General features: G+C 60.6%; 13 protein-coding genes and 1 tRNA gene. 7 read left to right on the plus strand and 7 right to left on the minus strand.

Going from position 1 to position 16,725, the window contains the following annotated elements:
* The coding region (locus QZ653_RS13245; protein WP_296420679.1) for a class I tRNA ligase family protein at positions 1-1,892 on the minus strand (1,892 nt) is incomplete at its 3' end.
* Positions 1,893-2,287: 395 nt separating this feature from the next.
* Between QZ653_RS13245 and QZ653_RS13250 the strand changes: the two genes are divergently transcribed.
* Both QZ653_RS13250 and QZ653_RS13255 read left to right on the plus strand, forming a co-directional pair.
* On the plus strand, positions 2,288-4,591 hold the full coding sequence (locus QZ653_RS13250) for a xanthine dehydrogenase family protein molybdopterin-binding subunit (protein WP_296420681.1): 2,304 nt from the start codon (positions 2,288-2,290) through the stop codon (positions 4,589-4,591).
* Positions 4,563-5,639 (plus strand): DUF2235 domain-containing protein, encoded by a 1,077-nt coding sequence (locus QZ653_RS13255; protein ID WP_296420682.1) that lies wholly within the window; start codon positions 4,563-4,565, stop codon positions 5,637-5,639. The genes QZ653_RS13250 and QZ653_RS13255 overlap by 29 nt, the downstream gene beginning before the upstream one ends.
* A 50-nt stretch (positions 5,640-5,689) precedes the next feature.
* On the opposite strand, the gene metF is transcribed toward QZ653_RS13255, so the two are convergent.
* On the minus strand, positions 5,690-6,553 hold the full coding sequence (gene metF, locus QZ653_RS13260) for a methylenetetrahydrofolate reductase [NAD(P)H] (RefSeq protein ID WP_296420684.1): 864 nt from the start codon (positions 6,551-6,553) through the stop codon (positions 5,690-5,692).
* Between the two features lie 93 nt (positions 6,554-6,646).
* On the opposite strand from metF, the gene QZ653_RS13265 reads away from it, so the two are divergent.
* Positions 6,647-7,552: a LysR family transcriptional regulator gene (locus tag QZ653_RS13265; RefSeq protein ID WP_296420687.1), complete on the plus strand. Its 906-nt coding sequence runs from the start codon at positions 6,647-6,649 to the stop codon at positions 7,550-7,552.
* Here the strand turns inward: QZ653_RS13265 and QZ653_RS13270 are convergent.
* The gene (locus QZ653_RS13270; RefSeq protein ID WP_296420690.1) at positions 7,549-9,480 is read right to left on the minus strand and encodes a putative bifunctional diguanylate cyclase/phosphodiesterase; all 1,932 of its coding nucleotides are present in this window, start codon (positions 9,478-9,480) and stop codon (positions 7,549-7,551) included. The two genes, QZ653_RS13265 and QZ653_RS13270, sit on opposite strands and share 4 nt — an antisense overlap.
* A 181-nt stretch (positions 9,481-9,661) precedes the next feature.
* Between QZ653_RS13270 and QZ653_RS13275 the strand changes: the two genes are divergently transcribed.
* A complete protein-coding gene (locus tag QZ653_RS13275) occupies positions 9,662-10,450 on the plus strand; it encodes an inositol monophosphatase family protein (RefSeq protein WP_296420693.1) in 789 nt (262 codons plus the stop codon).
* Here QZ653_RS13275 and QZ653_RS13280 read toward each other — a convergent pair whose 3' ends face one another.
* The 4 genes from QZ653_RS13280 to putA form a co-directional block, all read right to left on the minus strand.
* Positions 10,451-10,810, minus strand: a complete 360-nt coding sequence (locus QZ653_RS13280; RefSeq protein WP_296420695.1) for a GFA family protein — start codon at positions 10,808-10,810, stop codon at positions 10,451-10,453. It abuts the gene before it with no gap.
* Positions 10,807-11,070 carry a GFA family protein gene (locus QZ653_RS13285; protein WP_366933096.1) on the minus strand — a complete coding sequence of 88 codons (264 nt, stop codon included), beginning with the start codon at positions 11,068-11,070 and terminating at the stop codon, positions 10,807-10,809. The genes QZ653_RS13280 and QZ653_RS13285 overlap by 4 nt, the downstream gene beginning before the upstream one ends.
* A gap of 110 nt (positions 11,071-11,180) precedes the next feature.
* Complete coding sequence (locus tag QZ653_RS13290; protein WP_296420698.1) at positions 11,181-11,921, minus strand: rhomboid family intramembrane serine protease; 741 nt, start codon at positions 11,919-11,921, stop codon at positions 11,181-11,183.
* Positions 11,922-11,960: 39 nt separating this feature from the next.
* Positions 11,961-15,332, minus strand: coding sequence for a bifunctional proline dehydrogenase/L-glutamate gamma-semialdehyde dehydrogenase PutA (putA, locus tag QZ653_RS13295; protein ID WP_296420701.1), 3,372 nt, complete (start codon positions 15,330-15,332; stop codon positions 11,961-11,963).
* 127 nt (positions 15,333-15,459) lie between these two features.
* Between putA and QZ653_RS13300 the strand changes: the two genes are divergently transcribed.
* The 3 genes from QZ653_RS13300 to QZ653_RS13310 all read left to right on the plus strand — a co-directional run bounded on the left by QZ653_RS13300 (position 15,460) and on the right by QZ653_RS13310 (position 16,638).
* Positions 15,460-15,945 (plus strand): Lrp/AsnC family transcriptional regulator, encoded by a 486-nt coding sequence (locus QZ653_RS13300; protein WP_296420703.1) that lies wholly within the window; start codon positions 15,460-15,462, stop codon positions 15,943-15,945.
* Positions 15,946-15,976: 31 nt separating this feature from the next.
* Positions 15,977-16,513 carry a tetratricopeptide repeat protein gene (locus QZ653_RS13305; protein WP_296420705.1) on the plus strand — a complete coding sequence of 179 codons (537 nt, stop codon included), beginning with the start codon at positions 15,977-15,979 and terminating at the stop codon, positions 16,511-16,513.
* 39 nt (positions 16,514-16,552) lie between these two features.
* Positions 16,553-16,638: transfer RNA gene (locus tag QZ653_RS13310), tRNA-Leu, on the plus strand.
* Positions 16,639-16,725: the final 87 nt, after the last annotated feature.

Genomic DNA, 16,725 nt, shown 5'->3' on the forward strand with positions numbered 1-16,725 from the left:
GAGAACCACGTGTCGAGGACGTCGGGATCGCGACGCAGAATAATGACGCGATTTTCGCCGTTTTTGATCCTCTTTTTTATTTTGGGAGACTGCCGCAGATTGTCTCTTGTTCCATCCATCCCGACCGATTTGAGAAGTGGAACGTTAATTTTATCAGCGAATGCAAGGAGGCCCCGAGACATTTCGTCAGAAAAGGGGTCCGTATCAAGTGCTGAATTGTCGACTTCAATCTTATAGTCGGCCCCGTAATACTCTTTGGCTTGCTTTATGACATCCCTTTCAGATGGTGCGCAAAACGGCCGCATTCTGCCAACCTGCGAGTTGCCAACCTTATTAATAACTTGCCCATACCAAACCGGAATCTGATGCCCCCACCACAGCTGGCGCGAGATGCACCAGGGTTCGATATTCTCAAGCCAGTGGTAATAGGTCTTCTCACCGCTTTCGGGCAGAATTTTAACGGTCCCATCCTTCACCGCGTCCAGTGCGGGCCCGACGATCTGGTCAGTGTCCACGAACCATTGATCCGTCAACGCAGGCTCGATGACGACCTTTGAGCGGTCGCCGAAAGGCTGCATAATCTTCTTGGGCTCGACCAGCGGGACCTCCTGATCCTCGCGCGCCTCGCCGCCTTCTTCGGGGGCGACGGGTTTGATGGCGTTCTTGCCCAGCCGGGGATCGTGGGCGGGGACCATCACGGCGAGACCTTCGGCGGTGATGTCCGCGACAACGGCCTTCCGCGCCTCGAACCGGTCGAGGCCGCGGTAGGCTTCGGGCACAAGGTTCATGGCGGCGATCATCGCCTCATCAAAGTCCTGTTCGCCATTGGCGATTTTCTGGGCGATGGCGGCTTCTTCCGCGTAGGGTTTGCCATCGGCGCGCATCGCCCCCTTGGTGTCCATCAGCGCATACATCGGCAGCTTGGCGCGCTTGGCGACCATGTAGTCGTTGAAGTCGTGGGCGCCGGTGATTTTCACCGCGCCGGAGCCGAACTCCATATCCGGATAGTCATCGACAATGATCGGAATCAGACGACGCTGGTCTTTAGGACCAACAGGAATTTCACAGAGTTTTCCGATGATGGGCGCGTAACGTTCATCTTTCGGATTAACCGCAATCGCCCCGTCGCCCAGCATGGTTTCGGGCCGCGTGGTCGCGATGGAGATATAGTTACGCTCCTCGCTAAGTATGACATTCCCGTCCTCGTCCTTTTCGACGTAGGTGTAGGTCGCGCCGCCTTCCAACGGGTATTTGAAATGCCACATGTGACCGTCGACTTCGATGTTTTCGACTTCGAGGTCCGAGATTGCGGTCTCAAAATGGGGGTCCCAGTTGACCAGCCGTTTGCCGCGGTAGATCAGACCCTTGTTGTACATTTCGACAAAGACCTTGATGACGGCGTCGTGGAAGTTGCCGTCGTTGCCCGTGGGCGCACCAGGGGCACCGGACATGGTGAACGCCTCGCGCGACCAATCACAGGATGCGCCCAGACGTTTAAGCTGGTTGATGATGGTGCCGCCCGAGGTCTCTTTCCAGTCCCACACCTTTTGCAAGAACGCCTCGCGCCCCAGTTCGGTGCGCTTGGGCTGCTGGGTTTCGGCCAGTTGACGTTCGACCACCATTTGAGTGGCGATGCCAGCGTGATCTGTGCCCGGCTGCCACAGGGTGTCAAAGCCGCGCATCCGGTGCCAGCGGACCAGAATATCCTGAAGCGTGTTGTTAAAAGCATGGCCCATGTGCAGCACGCCGGTGACGTTGGGGGGCGGGATCATGACGCAGTAAGTGTCCGGGCGGGACGCGTTCGCGCCTGCCTTAAAGGCATTTTCTGACAGCCAGCGATCTGTGATCCGGGCCTCGGCCTGCGCGGCGTCGAATTTCTTTTCCAGTGCCATAGGGCGATCCTTTGATCCGTGTTTGCCCGTGAGATAGCCAAACCAGCGCCCAAGGGCCAGAGGATATCAAATTGTTGATTTGGCGGAATTTGAGTATTTGAGGCAAAACGAAACAGCGCGCGGGGTTTGACCGGTAAAGACACCCCCCGGACAGGCGTAAGCTTGGGCTTGCCGGACACGAGGGGTGGCTTCGTCTTGCACGGCCATCGGCTCTCCAGCCTGTACCGCGCCTTAAGGCTAGCGCGCCTGTGGTTAAAGAAGCGTTACTCTGGTTTCGTTTTGCCAAAAATACTCAAAAAGACGTCCGTTCCACCGGTCGCGCCGGTGCATGGTTCGGGCTGGACGTGCCTGTGCGACAGGCTAGGGTCGTCATCGGATTGTTGGAAAGGCTTCGCATGGACAAATTTGGCAAATCCCAGTCGGTCAAACGGGTGGAGGACCTTCGGTTTTTGACGGGACACGGGCGGTATGTGGATGACATCGCGCCGAAGGGGTCCTTGCGCGGGTATGTTCTGCGGTCCAGTGTTGCACATGGCGTGATCACGGAGCTGGACGTGTCAGAGGCGCGGGCGGCGGAGGGTGTCCATCTGGTTCTGACCCTCGCCGATCTGGAGGCTGCGGGGCTGGATGTGGCGATGGGGGCCACGGTGGTGACGAACCGAGACGGCACCAAAGGGGCTGCCCCGGAACGCCCGATCCTTGCGCGCGACCGTGTGCGGTTCGTGGGGGAGCCGGTGGCCTTCGTGGTGGCAGACACGCTGGCACAGGCCCGCGATGCGGCAGAGTTGATCGGACTTGATACAGATGATCTGGCCGCGCACACCGCGCTGGCCGCTGGCGGGTGTGTTCTTCACGATGAGGCGCCGGACAACATCGCGTTTGATTTCGGTCTTGGCGACGAGGCGGCGGTCGCCACAGCGCTGGAGACCGCAGCACATGTCGTCACTGTGCCCGTCGAAGACAACCGCGTCATCGTCAATTCGATGGAACCCCGCGGCTGCTATGCCGAACCCGAAGGCTCTGACAGGTTGCATGTGTCGGTCAATGGGCAGGGGGTCTGGGGCACACGGGACAACATGGCGCGGTTCCTCAAGCTGGACAAAACGCAGGTGCGCGCAACGAATCCCGATGTGGGCGGCGGTTTTGGCATGAAGGCCATGGAATACCCTGAGACCTTTTTGGTGTCTTATGCAGCGCGCACATTAAATCGTCCTGTGGCGTGGATGTCGGACCGGTCCGAGGCCATGCAGAGCGATAATGCGGGCCGTGATCTGACCTCCACCGCGACCTTGGGGTTTGATGCGGATCACAGGCTGGTCGCCTACCGCGTGGATACGGTGGCCAATATGGGAGCCTATAATTCCGAATATGCCCAGCCCATCCAGACGGAGCTGTTTTCCAAGGTTCTGCCCGGCGTTTACGACATTCAGACCGTCTATATGCGCACCCTTGGGGTCTACACAAACACCACGCAGGTTGATGCCTACCGAGGGGCCGGCCGGCCTGAGGCAATCTATGTGCTTGAGCGCGCGATGGATGCCGCCGCACGTCAGATGGGGGTTGATCCGTTCGAATTGCGGCGGCGCAATTTCATTCGCCCGGACCAGTTTCCCTATATGTCCGCCACGGGCCAACCCTATGATGTGGGCGATTTTGACCGGGTGCTGACCCGTGTCATGGCGCAGGCGGATGTAGCTGGGTTTGCCGCCCGTCGGGCTGACAGTGTTGCGCGGGGCGCGTTGCGCGGGATCGGTCTGTGTTACTATATCGAAAGTATTTTGGGTGACCCTGCTGAAACGTCTCGTGTGGATTTCAACAAGGATGGCAGCGTGTCGATATTTGTGGGCACCCAAAGCAACGGTCAGGGCCATGAGACGGTCTTTGCGCAGTTTCTGGCGGACCAGACGGGCATTCCAGCCGACCGGATAGCCGTGGTCCAAGGCGACAGCGATCTGATTGCCACTGGCGGTGGCACCGGCGGATCGCGGTCTGTGACGGTGCAGAACACGGCGACCTTGGCTGCTGTTGAGGTTATGATCGACGGCTTCACCGCATTTCTGGCCGAGGTTGAGGGCGTGCCTGCCGCTGAGGTCTCCTTCGATGACGAACGGTTCCGCATTGCCGGGTCAAACCTGACGCCCACGATGCTTGAGGTCGCTGATATGGCCCGCGATGCGGGCCGTGATGATTTGTTGAGCATCTCGAAACGGATCAAACTGGACCAGCGCAGCTTTCCGAACGGGGCCCATGTTTCAGAGGTGGAAATCGACCCCCAGACCGGTGTTGTCACCGTCGAGCGCTATACGGTCATTGATGATTTTGGCAATCTTATCAACCCGATGCTGGCCGAAGGACAAGTCCATGGCGGCGTGGTTCAGGGCATTGGTCAGGCGCTGACGGAACGGGTTGTTTACGATGAGGATGGCCAGCTGCTCACTGCATCGTTCATGGACTATGCCATGCCGCGCGCGGATGATGTGCCCATGATGTATTTTGATACAGAAGCCACGCCGAGCCTTTATAACCCTATGGGCATGAAGGGTTGTGGGGAGGCCGGAACCGTTGGCGCGCTGGCCGCGATCACCAACGCTGTGCAGGACGCGGTGTGGGACATGGGCGTGCGGGACGTGCAGATGCCGTTTACGCCGCACCGGGTCTGGCAGATGCTGAATGCTGCGAAAGGGGGCACCGCTGCTTAAGTGGCTGCGATCCCTGCTGGGGCGGCAGCCCCGGCCCGAAGGGGGGGCGGGCCGCAAACGCGGGGCTGCGACCCATGTGGTCATTCTGGACGGCACCATGTCGACCTTGGCGGCAGGGTGCGAAACCCATGCAGGACAGCTGTACAAGCTGCTGCTTGAGGCCGGGCGGCGTGAAAACCTGACCATCTACTATGAGCCGGGCATCCAATGGCATACATGGGGTGCGACGCTGGATGTGATGCAGGGCCGGGGGATCAACCGCCAGATCAAGAGGGCCTACGGGGCGCTTGCGTCGCGGTACCGACCGGGTGACGAAATTGTGCTGGCAGGTTATTCGCGCGGGGCCTATGCGGTGCGGTCGCTTGCGGGGGTGATTGATCAGGTGGGTCTTGTGCACCCGGATTATGCCACGGAACGCAACGTGCAACTGGCCTATCGGCACTATCGCCGGGGTGGTCGCGGCCCCGCGGCGGCGGCGTTTCGCCGGAAATTCTGTCATCCGTCCGTCGAAATCGAGGCCGTGGCCGTTTGGGACACGGTCAAGGCCCTTGGACTGCGGTTGCCGGTGATCTGGCGGTGGAGTCAGGTTGAACATGCGTTTCACAACCACGCACTTGGGGCGTCGGTGCGCAACGGGTTTCATGCGCTGGCTTTGGATGAGATGCGCGATGCCTATGCCCCCGTTCTGTGGTCCTGCCCGCCCGGCTGGGCGGGGCATATGGAACAGGTCTGGTTTGCCGGTACCCACGGGGATGTGGGTGGACAGCTTAACGGGTTCGAACCCGCCCGCCCGTTGGCAAACCTGTCGATGGTCTGGATGCTGGAACGTCTGACCGCCTGTGGGCTGCCCCTGCCGGAGGGGTGCATGTCGCGGTTCGACACCGACCCCACAGCCCCGTCTACAGGCAAGTGGCGCGGCTGGTCAAAACTGTTCCTGACCCGCAGCCCCCGCAGGGTGGGCCGCGACCCGTCCGAACGCGTTCACGACAGCGTCGAGGTGCGCAGGCGCGCAGGCCAACACCATGCACCCGGCGTAAAGCAGACCTGATTGAACGACCCTGAGAGAGGGGTCGGGGACGGGTCAGGACGTGACCTGTGTCACGCGACGTTCTGCAGGCTGAGTTTGGGTGATATGCCCAGAGCGTGGCACACATCACGCGTCAATTCCGGTTTGTTCAACGTATAGAAATGCAGATGGTCCACGCCTTCGTCGCACAGGATATCGCACAGTTCGGTCGCGTGGGCCGTCGCCATCAGATCGGCGGACTCTGTCCCGTCGGCCTTGTCAAAGGCGTCGCGCAACAGCGGCGGAATATGCGCACCGCAGGATTTTGCAAATTTCTGCACCCCGGACCAGTTTTCAACCGGCAACACGCCCGGCACGATCGGCGCGCTGATACCTGAATTGGCACAAGCGTCACGAAACCTCAAAAACGTCTCGGCTTCGAAGAAAAACTGAGTGATGGCGCGGCTGGCACCGGCATCTATTTTGGCCTTGAGGTGGTCGATGCAGGCCTGCGGGCTGGAGGCGTCGGGATGGGTTTCGGGGTAGGCCCCCACGGTCACATCAAATCCGCGATCTGCCAGCGCGCGGGTCAGTTCGATAGACCCGGCAAAACCGTCAGGGTTGGGCTGGAATCCGACCGTGCCTTCGGGCGGATCCCCCCGCAAGGCCACGATATGCGACACACCCGCTGCCTTGTATGTCTTCGCAATCTCGAGGGTTTGTGCGCGGGTCGCATCCACGCAGGTCAGATGTGCAGCGACGGGCAGATCGGTGGTCTTTGTAATCGCCTCGACAGCTTCATGGGTCAGCTTGCGGGTCGTTCCACCCGCCCCGTAGGTCACTGAGACGAACGCGGGATCAAGCGGGGCCAGCGTTTGCACGCAATCCCAAAGGCGAAACGACGCTGGAAGGGATTTTGGGGGGAAAAATTCAAAGGATAAGGACGGCACAGGCATGGGTCAGGTCTCCGATAGGTTGCCCCTTTATCCAAGTTCGTCATATATGAGGCAAATTCATAACTCTCACGATCATCATGAGGTTCCTCTCACATGCATATCGAGTTCCGTCATCTGCGCACGATCAAGGCCATTCACGATACAGGTGGTCTGGCGCGTGCGGCCGACATGCTGGGGATCACGCAATCCGCGCTGAGCCATCAGATCAAAGGGATCGAGGATCAGGCGGGGGTTGAGCTGTTTGTGCGCAGGTCCAAACCCCTCAAGCTGTCGGCGGCAGGGCAACGTCTGCTGGCCGCAGCCAATCGCATCCTGCCCGAGGTCGCAGCCCTTGAGGCCGAATTTGACGGTCTGGTTCAAGGCAGCGCGGGACGGATGCACATTGCCATCGAATGCCATGCCTGTTTCGAATGGCTGTTTCCCGTGCTGGAGGATTTTCGCAAGACGTGGCCCGATGTGGATGTGGATATCCGCCCCGGTCTGGCCTTTGACGCGCTGCCGGCGCTGCGCAAGGAGGCCGTTGATTTGGTGGTCTCTTCGGACCCGGAAGATGCGCCCGGCACCACTTTTATCCCGCTTTTTGATTATGAACCCGTTTTTGTCGCCTCCGCCCAGCATCCGCTGGCGCAAAAACCATTCATCACAGCCGAGGATTTCCGGGAAGAGACCTTGATTACCTATCCGGTGGATCAGGCGCGGCTGGATGTGTTTTCGCAGCTTTTGATACCTGCGAAGGTCCAGCCGAAGGACGTGCGCAAGGTCGAATTGACGGCGGTGATCTTGTTGTTGGTCGCATCAAACCGGGGGGTGTCGGTGCTGCCCGATTGGGTGGTGCGACAGACATCTTATGGATCGGATTACGTGACCCGCCCCCTTACGGAAAACGGGTTGACCCGTCGACTTTATGCCGCCGTGCGCGATGAGGACGTGGATTTGCCCTATGTGTCGCATCTGGTGCGCAAGGCCCGACAGGAAGCGGTGAAATTGCAGCGCAGCTAGGCCGCCTGCTGGTCTTTGAGTTGTTCGGCGGCCTGATCCAGTGGAATGGCCGGACTGAACAGATACCCTTGGGCGATCACGCAGCCCATGTTGATCAGATCACGGCTTTGACTTTCAGTTTCCACCCCTTCCGCGATCACACTGACACCCAGACCTGATGCAATGTTCAAAAAGCCCCGCACCAGAACGTCGGCTGTCGGATCCTGCCCCAGTCCGGCGACAAAACTGGTGTCGATCTTCATCTCGTCCAGATCAAGTTGGCTGAGGTGGTGAAACGACGCAAAGCCTGTACCGAAATCATCCAGCGACACCCGAACCCCCAATGCGCGAAAGGCCGCAATGGAGGTTTGTATCGCCTCTGCGGCGCGGGCGATAAAGACGTCCTCCGTAATCTCGAACGTGAGGTGTCTTGCGGTGCCTGCGTGGCGTGTGACGATGCGTTCAAGGTCCTGTCGTCCGGTCAGTGTCGCGAGGGCTATTTCCGGGACGTTGAAGGACACGTGCCCCGGATCAAGCCCGCGGTCCAGAAGGGTTTGCACATCATCGACCACCTGACTGGCCATATGGGTCATGAAATCCCCCTGCAGCCCCAATTCGTTGATCTGTTTGATAAAATCATCCGGTCGTCGCAGGCTGCCGTCGGGATGACGCCAGCGGGCCAGTGCCTCGAACCCGATGATCCGCCCGCTGGGAAGGTGGATTTTCGGCTGGTAGAAGGGCTGGATCGCATTGGTCGACAGCGCCTCGATCAGGGCCTGCTTGTCCTGTGGCGACATAAGCGGCGCAAAGCTGTCTGCATCAAAGAAGACCGGATTGCTGTTGGGTGAGGATTTGGCCGCAAACATGGCCTGATCTGCTGCGGAACACAGGCTTTGAACGCTGTCCAGACTGGTGGGGTCGTCCGATGTCATGGCGACGCCGATGCTTGCATTGATCTTGAGCGTGCGGTCGTTCCAGTCAATCGGCCGCCGGATGGCCGTATCCATTGCCCAAGCCAGATCAAGGGCCGCATCCGGGCCGGGCAGGTCCTGTACCGCGCAGATAAATTCGTCCCCGCCCAGACGTCCCACGATGCCGTTGTCCGCAACCAATGTGCGAATGCGACGGGCGGTTTCGGTCAAAAGCCGGTCGCCGGCTTCGTGACTGTAGGTGTCGTTGATCGGTTTGAAACTGTCCAGATCGACCAGCAGTACCGCAATGTCACCCCCCATTAGGCCCCGATCGGTCAGCATCACATGCAGGGCCGCATCAAAGGCAGGGCGGTTCAGCAATCCTGTCAAAGGATCGAGACGATGATTTTCCTCAAGCTGGTTCAAACGGCGCGCAGATTCGGCCTGAGCGGCGAACAGGGCCCGTTCAGTGGCCAGATGATGCCTGAGGCTGTCGATGGTGGCGTAGATGAACAAAAAGACAAACGTGAAGGTGACGGACCATTCCGTCAAGGTCGATACGGTCGGTGCGGTGGTGGAAAATTCAAACACCGTCAGGACAGTCATCATCATGGACGGCACCAGCAAAGCGAACAGAAACACCGGATGGCGTGACCACATGTTGACGGTATAGACCTGAATGCCCAGCACCCATAGCAATGCGACGACCTTTATGGCCAGCGATGGCACCATCGCCATGTAAAGCGCAGGCATCAGGTAGAAAACGTTGTTGACGCAGGCCAGACCCAGCGCGGTCAGCAGGATTTTGTCCTTGGTCCAGTGGTTAAACGGGGCTTTGCGGTGAAACAGGCGTATGACCGTCATTTCAGACACGACCAGCCAGCCGATAATGACCAATGCAGGAATGAGATACCCCTGCCAGACGATGATCGCGCAGACGCACAGGCCAGAGAACAGCTGCATGGGGATGTCGCGCGTGCACAAGGTTCCGATTGCCGCAAAATGCGGCCGAATTGCCAGTGCAATACGGTCGATCATCGATTCCCCATTTAGTCTTAATCGTTCCTTGCGACCACTATGCCCTTTGGGTTGCTGAATTATGAAGCGGTTTTTTGACATAGGTGCCGGTATAAGCTGCCCCTTGTCGGTCAATCGTGCCTCCCCTATACGCGCCACGAACAAGAGGCGCGGCATTCCGGCCCGCCTGAAGGAGATGACCATGGTGACCAGCGCGAACCTGAACGTGATGATGAAGACAGCCCGTCGTGCCGGGCGTGCGCTGCTGAAGGATTTCACCGAGGTCGAGAACCTGCAGGTGTCCAAGAAGGGCCCCGGCGACTTTGTGACCCGTGCCGACCGCAACGCCGAAACCATCATCCGCGAAGCCCTGATGGAAGCCCGCCCGACTTACGGGTTTCTGGGCGAAGAGGGCGGCGCGATTGAGGGCGAGGACCCGACCCGTCGCTGGATCGTGGACCCCCTTGATGGCACCACGAATTTTCTGCACGGCATGCCCCATTGGGCAGTATCCATTGCGCTTGAACACAAAGGCAAAATCGTCGCTGGCGTGGTCTATGACGCGGCCAAGGACGAACTTTTCTTTGCCGAAAAAGGCGAAGGCGCGTGGATGAATGAAACCCGCATCCGCGTGTCAGGCCGCAACCGTTTGGCCGATGCGGTCTTTGCCGCCGGTCTGCCACCGGATGGGGGCCGTTACCTGCCCGAAATGCTGCGCGATCTGGGCCGTTTGATGCCCGCGTGTTCCGGCATGCGCCGCAACGGTGCGGCTGCGCTGGATCTGTGCTGGGTGGCCGCTGGCCGGTTCGAAGGGTTCTGGGAATACAACCTGAAATCCTGGGACATCGCCGCTGGCATCATCATCGCCCAAGAGGCAGGGGCCTTTGTCGAGCCGCTGATGCCTGAGGGTGATTTGCTGGGTGATGGTCACATCATCGCAGGCGCGGAGCCGATCTTTGAACAATTCGCCCGCGTTCTGCGCAAGGGCTGATCACTTATCGGACGGGTGGTTCACGCCGTCATGCCACGGGATATCGCCGTGGTCTGGCAGATGCACGCCCTCAATTCCGGCCATGTTGACCCCGTATTCATCGGGGTTGGATCGCCGCTGATGGTGGGTGTAGACGCCGCAGATTTTGCAAAAGTGGTGTTTTGCCGTATGGGTGCCAAAGCTGTAGACCGACAGGCTGTCGGCGCCCTTGACGACCTCAAGATCGGGCAGCATGACAGTCGCCGCAGGCACGCCGCGACGGCGGCAGAAGGAACAGTCGCATCGCCGCGCCTGCGACAAGGGTTCGGCCAAGGTCACGCGCAGCTCCACCGCGCCGCAATGGCAGGCCACGCGGGTCATGACCGCACCTTGGAAAAGTCGGCTGGTTGATAGTTTCGCCCGTCCAGCCACGGCATCGGGTCGTGGTCGGCGGGGTTCACGCCCTCGATCGCGCCAAGGTTCACGGCATAGCCTTCGCGAGGATCAGCATGTTGATGGTGAGTGTAGATGCCGCAGTGCGAACAGAAGAAATGTTCCTCTTGCCCCGTGTTCCATTGATAGAGCGTGAGGTCCTTTTTGCCTTGCACAATTTCGAGGTCACCGGCCCCCACGAAGACCACGGCAGGGCCTCTTTTTGCACAAAACGAACAATCGCACCGTCGCGCGTTTGATACGGGTTCTTTAAGCGTTACGCGCAGTTCGACAGCACCGCAATGACAGGTGACGCGGGTCATTTTCGCCTCCGGATCAGGGGCACGTTCGACGTGGGATAACGTGTTTCGGGGTGGGGCGGATGCCCGTCTGTACGGTCCCAATAGGCCGCCGCCCCACGCCGCAGCCACAGCGGGATCGTCATCAAGAACCCAGCGATAAAGCCTCCAACATGGGCCCAGTAGGCAGTGCCGCCCCCGTTGAGGTCACTGCCCAAACCGTTGAACACCTGCAGCGCCATCCAGACGCCCAATACGATGAATGACGGGATCGGGAAGATGCGGAAAAAGATGATGAAAAACAGGAAAATGTCGACCTTGGCTTTGGGAAACAGCAACAGATAGCCGCCCATGACGCCTGCAATCGCCCCCGATGCACCGACCATGGGGATTTGCGACAGGGTGTCTGGCAAATACTGGATGTAGGCTGCGGCAAAGCCGGACAGAACGTAGAAAATGGCAAATGGGATGTGCCCCATCTCATCTTCCATATTGTCGCCAAAAATCCACAAAAACAGCATGTTACCGGCCAGATGCATAAAGCCGCCGTGCAAAAACATATGGGTGAAAAAGCCGGTAAACCCTTCGCCGTTGGCAAAGAGGATCGGCCAGAAGGCGTAATCATAAAGGAATTGATTGGAGGCCCGCACGTCTTGCAGGGCGCCGTATTGCCACGCAAACACCGCCACGTTGATCGCGATCAACAGGTAGGTGACGTAGGGAATGCGGGTGGACGGGTTGTGGTCGCGGATTGGAAACATGGGGCAACCGTCCGCCAAGGGCGGCGGACGGTCAAGCGGTTAATCGCGGCTGCCGCCCACGTCCGCCAAAAGCGCGGCGTTGCCGCCCGCCGCTGTGGTGTCGACGCAGACGTGACGTTCGTGCAGCACATGCCCCGCATCCAGCGGGCCGGTGATCAGCGGCACGATCGGGCCCGTGCGACGGGCCAGCGCCTGTTCATAGCTGCGTGCGATGGACGTGTCGCCGTCAAAGACCACCGCCGCACAGGTGAGGACCTCAAGCGCCTCGGGCGTGTCCACTTTGGGTATAATGGCAATGCCGCCAAGGGCGCGCACGGCCTCTGCCTGCGCGCGTGCGTCAGGGCCAAGGCAGGCGATGGGGCCACGCGGGTGGGTGGCCAGACGGTTGGATTCACCGGTAGGGCCGGGCAGATCGACGGGCTGCGGCTGCGCGGCGGGCCGGTCGCAGGTCCGCGCAAAGCGCGGCATATACATCGGCCCGCCAGCCTTGGGGCCCGTGCCGGACAGGCCTTCGCCCCCGAAGGGCTGGCTGCCCACAACGGCCCCGATCTGGTTGCGATTGACGTAGATGTTGCCCGCATCAATCCGGTCGATCACATGCTGGACGCGGTCATCAATGCGGGTGTGCAGCCCGAATGTCAGCCCATAGCCCGTGGCATTGATGTCCTCGATCACCTGATCAAGTTGTGCGGCCTTGTAGGTTGCGATGTGCAAGACGGGGCCGAAGATTTCCCGTTTCAGGTCCGCGATCCCGTTCACCTGAAGCGCCGTTGGCGCCACATAGGTGCCCGCATCGGGCGTGTTGAGGGCGTGGATCACGCGGCCTTCGGCGCGGGCGGTGTCGATATGGTCCTGAATGGTTTTGCGCGCGGCCTCATCAATCACGGGGCCTACATCGGTGCTCAGATCCCACGGATTGCCCAACCGAAGCGCATCCATCGCCCCTTTGAGCATGGGGATGACCGTATCGGCGATGTCCTCTTGCAAATACAAACACCGCAGGGCGGAACAGCGCTGTCCTGCGGACTGGAACGCCGATTGCACGATATCACGAACGGCGTGTTCGGGCAGGGCTGTGCTGTCCACGATCATGGCATTCAGCCCGCCGGTTTCCGCAATCAGAGGCGTGCCGGGCGCGCAGTGTGCGGCCATGGCTTCGCGGATTTTGAGGGCCGTCGCGGTGGAGCCGGTGAAGGCCACACCGTTGATGCGATCGGAGCGGGTGAGGGCCGCACCAACATCGCCGCCGCCCGGCAACAGGTGCAGCGTTTCGGCGGGCACACCTGCGGCGTGCATCAGCTGCACCGCGCGGTGCGCGATGAGGCCGGTTTGTTCGGCCGGTTTGGCCAGCACCGCATTGCCCGCCGCAAGGGCTGCGGCGATCTGGCCGGTGAAAATCGCCAATGGAAAGTTCCACGGGCTGATGCAGGTCCATGTTCCGCGCGGGGTGGGGTGGCGGACCTCGGCCTCGGCCGCGTAGTAATGGAGGAAGTCGACAGCCTCACGCAGTTCGCCTACGGCATCGAGCATGGTTTTTCCTGCCTCACGGTGCAGCATCGCGAAGAGTTCTTCGGCGTGGTCTTCATAGGTTTGAGCGACCCGCCGCAACACGGCGGCGCGGGCCGTGGCGTCCGTGTTCCACGGGCGGGCCGCCGTCAGTGCTGCTGCCACGTCTTGGGGCGTGGCAGGGGTCACGTGGCCCACGATATCGCCCGGCTGGCTGGGGTTTGTGACCGGTTGCGCGGCCGGATTTGAGTTTTTTGGGCCAGATGAAGACAGGGGACCTGCGTGCCATTGATGGGCCTTGTACGCGTTGCGGGTCTGGTCAATCGCGTCCAGCGTCGGGCGGTGCGTGATATCCCACCCCTTTGCATTGGCGCGGTGGGGGGCAAACAGATCAGGACCCTTGGGCAGGTCGGGCAGGGTGCCGATCTGGTCGAAGGGGTCGGCGGCTACGATCGCAGCGGGCACGTCTTCGTCCACGATCTGGTTGACGAAGCTGGAATTCGCGCCGTTTTCCAGCAAACGCCGCACGAGGTAGGCCAGAAGGTCTTCGTGTGCGCCCACGGGGGCGTAAATGCGGCAGCGGGTGCCGTTGTCTTTCAGCACGATTTTATGGAGTGCTTCGCCCATGCCGTGCAGGCGCTGGAATTCGAAGCTGTCCTTGGGACAGCCGCGCGCCATGTGCAGGATGGCCGCCACCGTGTGGGCGTTGTGGGTGGCAAATTGCGGGTAAAGGACGTCCCTGAGGCCAAGCAATTTGCGCGCATTGGCGATGTAGCTGACGTCTGTGTGGGCCTTGGCGGTGAAGACGGGAAAGCCGGGCAAGCCAAGGACCTGTGCGCGTTTGATTTCGGCGTCCCAATAGGCGCCCTTCACCAGTCGTACCATGATGCGGCGGCCCGTGCGGCGGGCAAGGTCCGCCAGCCAGTCGATGACGGCCCCGGCGCGCGGCCCGAAGGCTTGCACGACCACGCCAAAGCCGTCCCAGCCGTCCAGTGCAGGGTCTGAGACAACGGCTTCGATCACGTCGAGGGACAGGGACAGGCGGTCGGCCTCCTCTGCGTCGATGTTGAACCCTTGGCCTGCGGATTTCGCCAGCATCGCCAAAGACCGCAGGCGCGGCACGAGGGTGGCCAGAACGTCAGCGCGCTGCCCCTCTTCGTAGCGGGGATGCAGCGCCGAAAGTTTGACCGAGATGCCGGGGTTTTCCGCGACCGTGCCGTGGGTGCAGCTGGCCGCAATGGCCGAGATCGCGCGGCTATAGGCGAGGTGATAGGCGCGCGCGTCCGCGTCCGTGCGCGCGGCCTCCCCCAGCATGTCGTAGCTGTAGGTGAAGCCCAGTTTTTCCATGCCCGCCGCCCGCGTCATGGCTTTGTCGATGTCTTCGCCCAGCACAAATTGACGGCCCATTTCGCGCATCGCGCGGGCCACGGCGGATCGGATGACAGGCTCGCCCAGACGTTTGACCGCACGGCGCAGGGGCTGGGCGAGGCCGCGGTCATCGTCCAAAACGCGGCCCGTGAACATCAGCGCCCAAGTGGAGGCGTTGACCAGCGATGACGAGGATTTGCCAAGGTGCGTGCCCCAATCGGAGGGGGCGATTTTGTCTTCGATCAGCGCATCGATGGTGGGGGCGTCGGGCACGCGCAAGAGGGCCTCTGCCAGACACATCAGGGCCACGCCTTCGTCGGTGCTGAGGCCATATTCGGCCAAGAAGACCTCCATCAGGCCGGGATCGGACTGGGTGCGGATGCGGGTCACAAGATGGGCGCCAGCGGCGGCGATCATGCGCCGGTCCGTTTGGGTCAGCGCCGCGCGGTCGGCGAGGATGCGGATGGTGTCCATTTCATCGGCCAGATAGGCGGTGTCGATGGCATGGCGCAGCGGGAAAGTTGTGTCTTTGGGCATGGGGCACCGGTTCCAAAAGGGTTGCAGAGTGGGCAGGAGGTGTGGTCAGTATATCGCAAATAAAGGTGTATGATCTTCCGTCAGATGAAGGCGGCGCGGTCATATTGACTAAATTGGAGGGTATTTCATGGTCGATCAGACTTCTGAGCTGGACGTATTTGATCGCAAGATACTGGATGTGATCGCGGTCGATGGTCGAATCACGGTGACCGAGCTTGCGCAGCGCATCGGGCTGTCCAAATCGCCAACGCAGGCGCGGTTGCGCCGGTTGGAGGAAACGGGCGTGGTGCGTGGCTATCGCGCGCAGTTTGATCCCATTCAGCTGGGCCGTGATCATGTGGCCTTTGTCGAGGTGAAGTTGAGCGATACAAGAGAGGCGGCACTGGCCGCCTTTAACCGTGAGGTCACGCGCATTCCAGAGATTGAGCAATGTCATCTGATCGCAGGCGCATTCGATTATCTGCTGAAAGTGCGGACGAGCGGGATGACATCCTACAGGCTTGTTTTAGCGGAACGAATTTCCACTCTGCCCCATGTGGCGAACACGTCGACCTATGTGGCGATGCAGGCGGTGAAAGAGGATGTCGTGGCCCCGCAACCCAGCGCAGGTTGACGCAAGCCGCCTGCGGGCCATCCTTAGGCCCATGAGATATGCAACCCTGATCACACTAACCGCCACGTCTGTGGCGGCGGAATGCCCCGAGGGGCAGGATTATACCGCACAGCTTGCGGCCCTTGTGGCGCAAATGCAGGTGGCCCCTGATGAGGGTGCTGCACGGGCTTTGTCAGGCCAGATGTGGGAAATCTGGCTTGATGCGCCGGACGCATTGGCGCAGGGCATGTTGCAAGAAGGTGTCGCGCTGTTGCGAATGGGCGATACCAACGCCAGCCGCGCGGCGTTGTCGGAATTGATCGACTACTGCCCCGACTACGCCGAAGGCTACAACCAGCGCGCGTTTGCTGCGTTTTTGTCGGGCGATTTTGAGGGGGCCTTAGTCGATCTGGACCGCGCGATCGGGTTGCGGCCCCAGCATTTGGGCGCGTTGACCGGCAAGGCGTTGACGCTGATTGAATTGGACCGGAACGAGGAGGCGCAAGAGGTCTTGCGCGCGGCACTTCGGATCAATCCCTGGCTGGCGGAGCGCGCGTTGCTGGACGGCCCCCTCGACCGCGATATCTGACTGGACGCCGTCTGCGAATTCCCTATGGTCGGGCGCGTTGCCCGCGTGGTGGAATGGTAGACACTGGAGACTTAAAATCTCTTGGCCTTTTGGCCGTACCGGTTCGAGTCCGGTCGCGGGTACCACGTTGCTTTTGCACAGCAAAAGCAACGGCAGCATCGCACCACCGCAAGCGGCAGTCGTTCTGCAAGAACGATGAGAGCTTGCCGGGC

The organism is Pseudooctadecabacter sp., assembly GCF_020627745.1.
In the GTDB taxonomy this organism is placed as follows: Bacteria; Pseudomonadota; Alphaproteobacteria; order Rhodobacterales; family Rhodobacteraceae; genus Octadecabacter.

What these genes read in the sequence shown, in the direction of transcription:
- QZ653_RS13270 (WP_296420690.1), bottom strand. Translation starts at nt 9,480, where the DNA reads ATGATCGACCGTATTGCACTGGCAATTCGGCCGCATTTTGCGGCAATC.
- QZ653_RS13275 (WP_296420693.1), top strand. Translation starts at nt 9,662, where the DNA reads ATGGTGACCAGCGCGAACCTGAACGTGATGATGAAGACAGCCCGTCGT.
- QZ653_RS13305 (WP_296420705.1), top strand. Translation starts at nt 15,977, where the DNA reads ATGAGATATGCAACCCTGATCACACTAACCGCCACGTCTGTGGCGGCG.
- QZ653_RS13290 (WP_296420698.1), bottom strand. Translation starts at nt 11,921, where the DNA reads ATGTTTCCAATCCGCGACCACAACCCGTCCACCCGCATTCCCTACGTC.
- QZ653_RS13300 (WP_296420703.1), top strand. Translation starts at nt 15,460, where the DNA reads ATGGTCGATCAGACTTCTGAGCTGGACGTATTTGATCGCAAGATACTG.
- putA (WP_296420701.1), bottom strand. Translation starts at nt 15,332, where the DNA reads ATGCCCAAAGACACAACTTTCCCGCTGCGCCATGCCATCGACACCGCC.
- QZ653_RS13255 (WP_296420682.1), top strand. Translation starts at nt 4,563, where the DNA reads ATGCTGCGAAAGGGGGCACCGCTGCTTAAGTGGCTGCGATCCCTGCTG.
- metF (WP_296420684.1), bottom strand. Translation starts at nt 6,553, where the DNA reads ATGCCTGTGCCGTCCTTATCCTTTGAATTTTTCCCCCCAAAATCCCTT.
- QZ653_RS13265 (WP_296420687.1), top strand. Translation starts at nt 6,647, where the DNA reads ATGCATATCGAGTTCCGTCATCTGCGCACGATCAAGGCCATTCACGAT.
- QZ653_RS13250 (WP_296420681.1), top strand. Translation starts at nt 2,288, where the DNA reads ATGGACAAATTTGGCAAATCCCAGTCGGTCAAACGGGTGGAGGACCTT.
- QZ653_RS13280 (WP_296420695.1), bottom strand. Translation starts at nt 10,810, where the DNA reads ATGACCCGCGTGGCCTGCCATTGCGGCGCGGTGGAGCTGCGCGTGACC.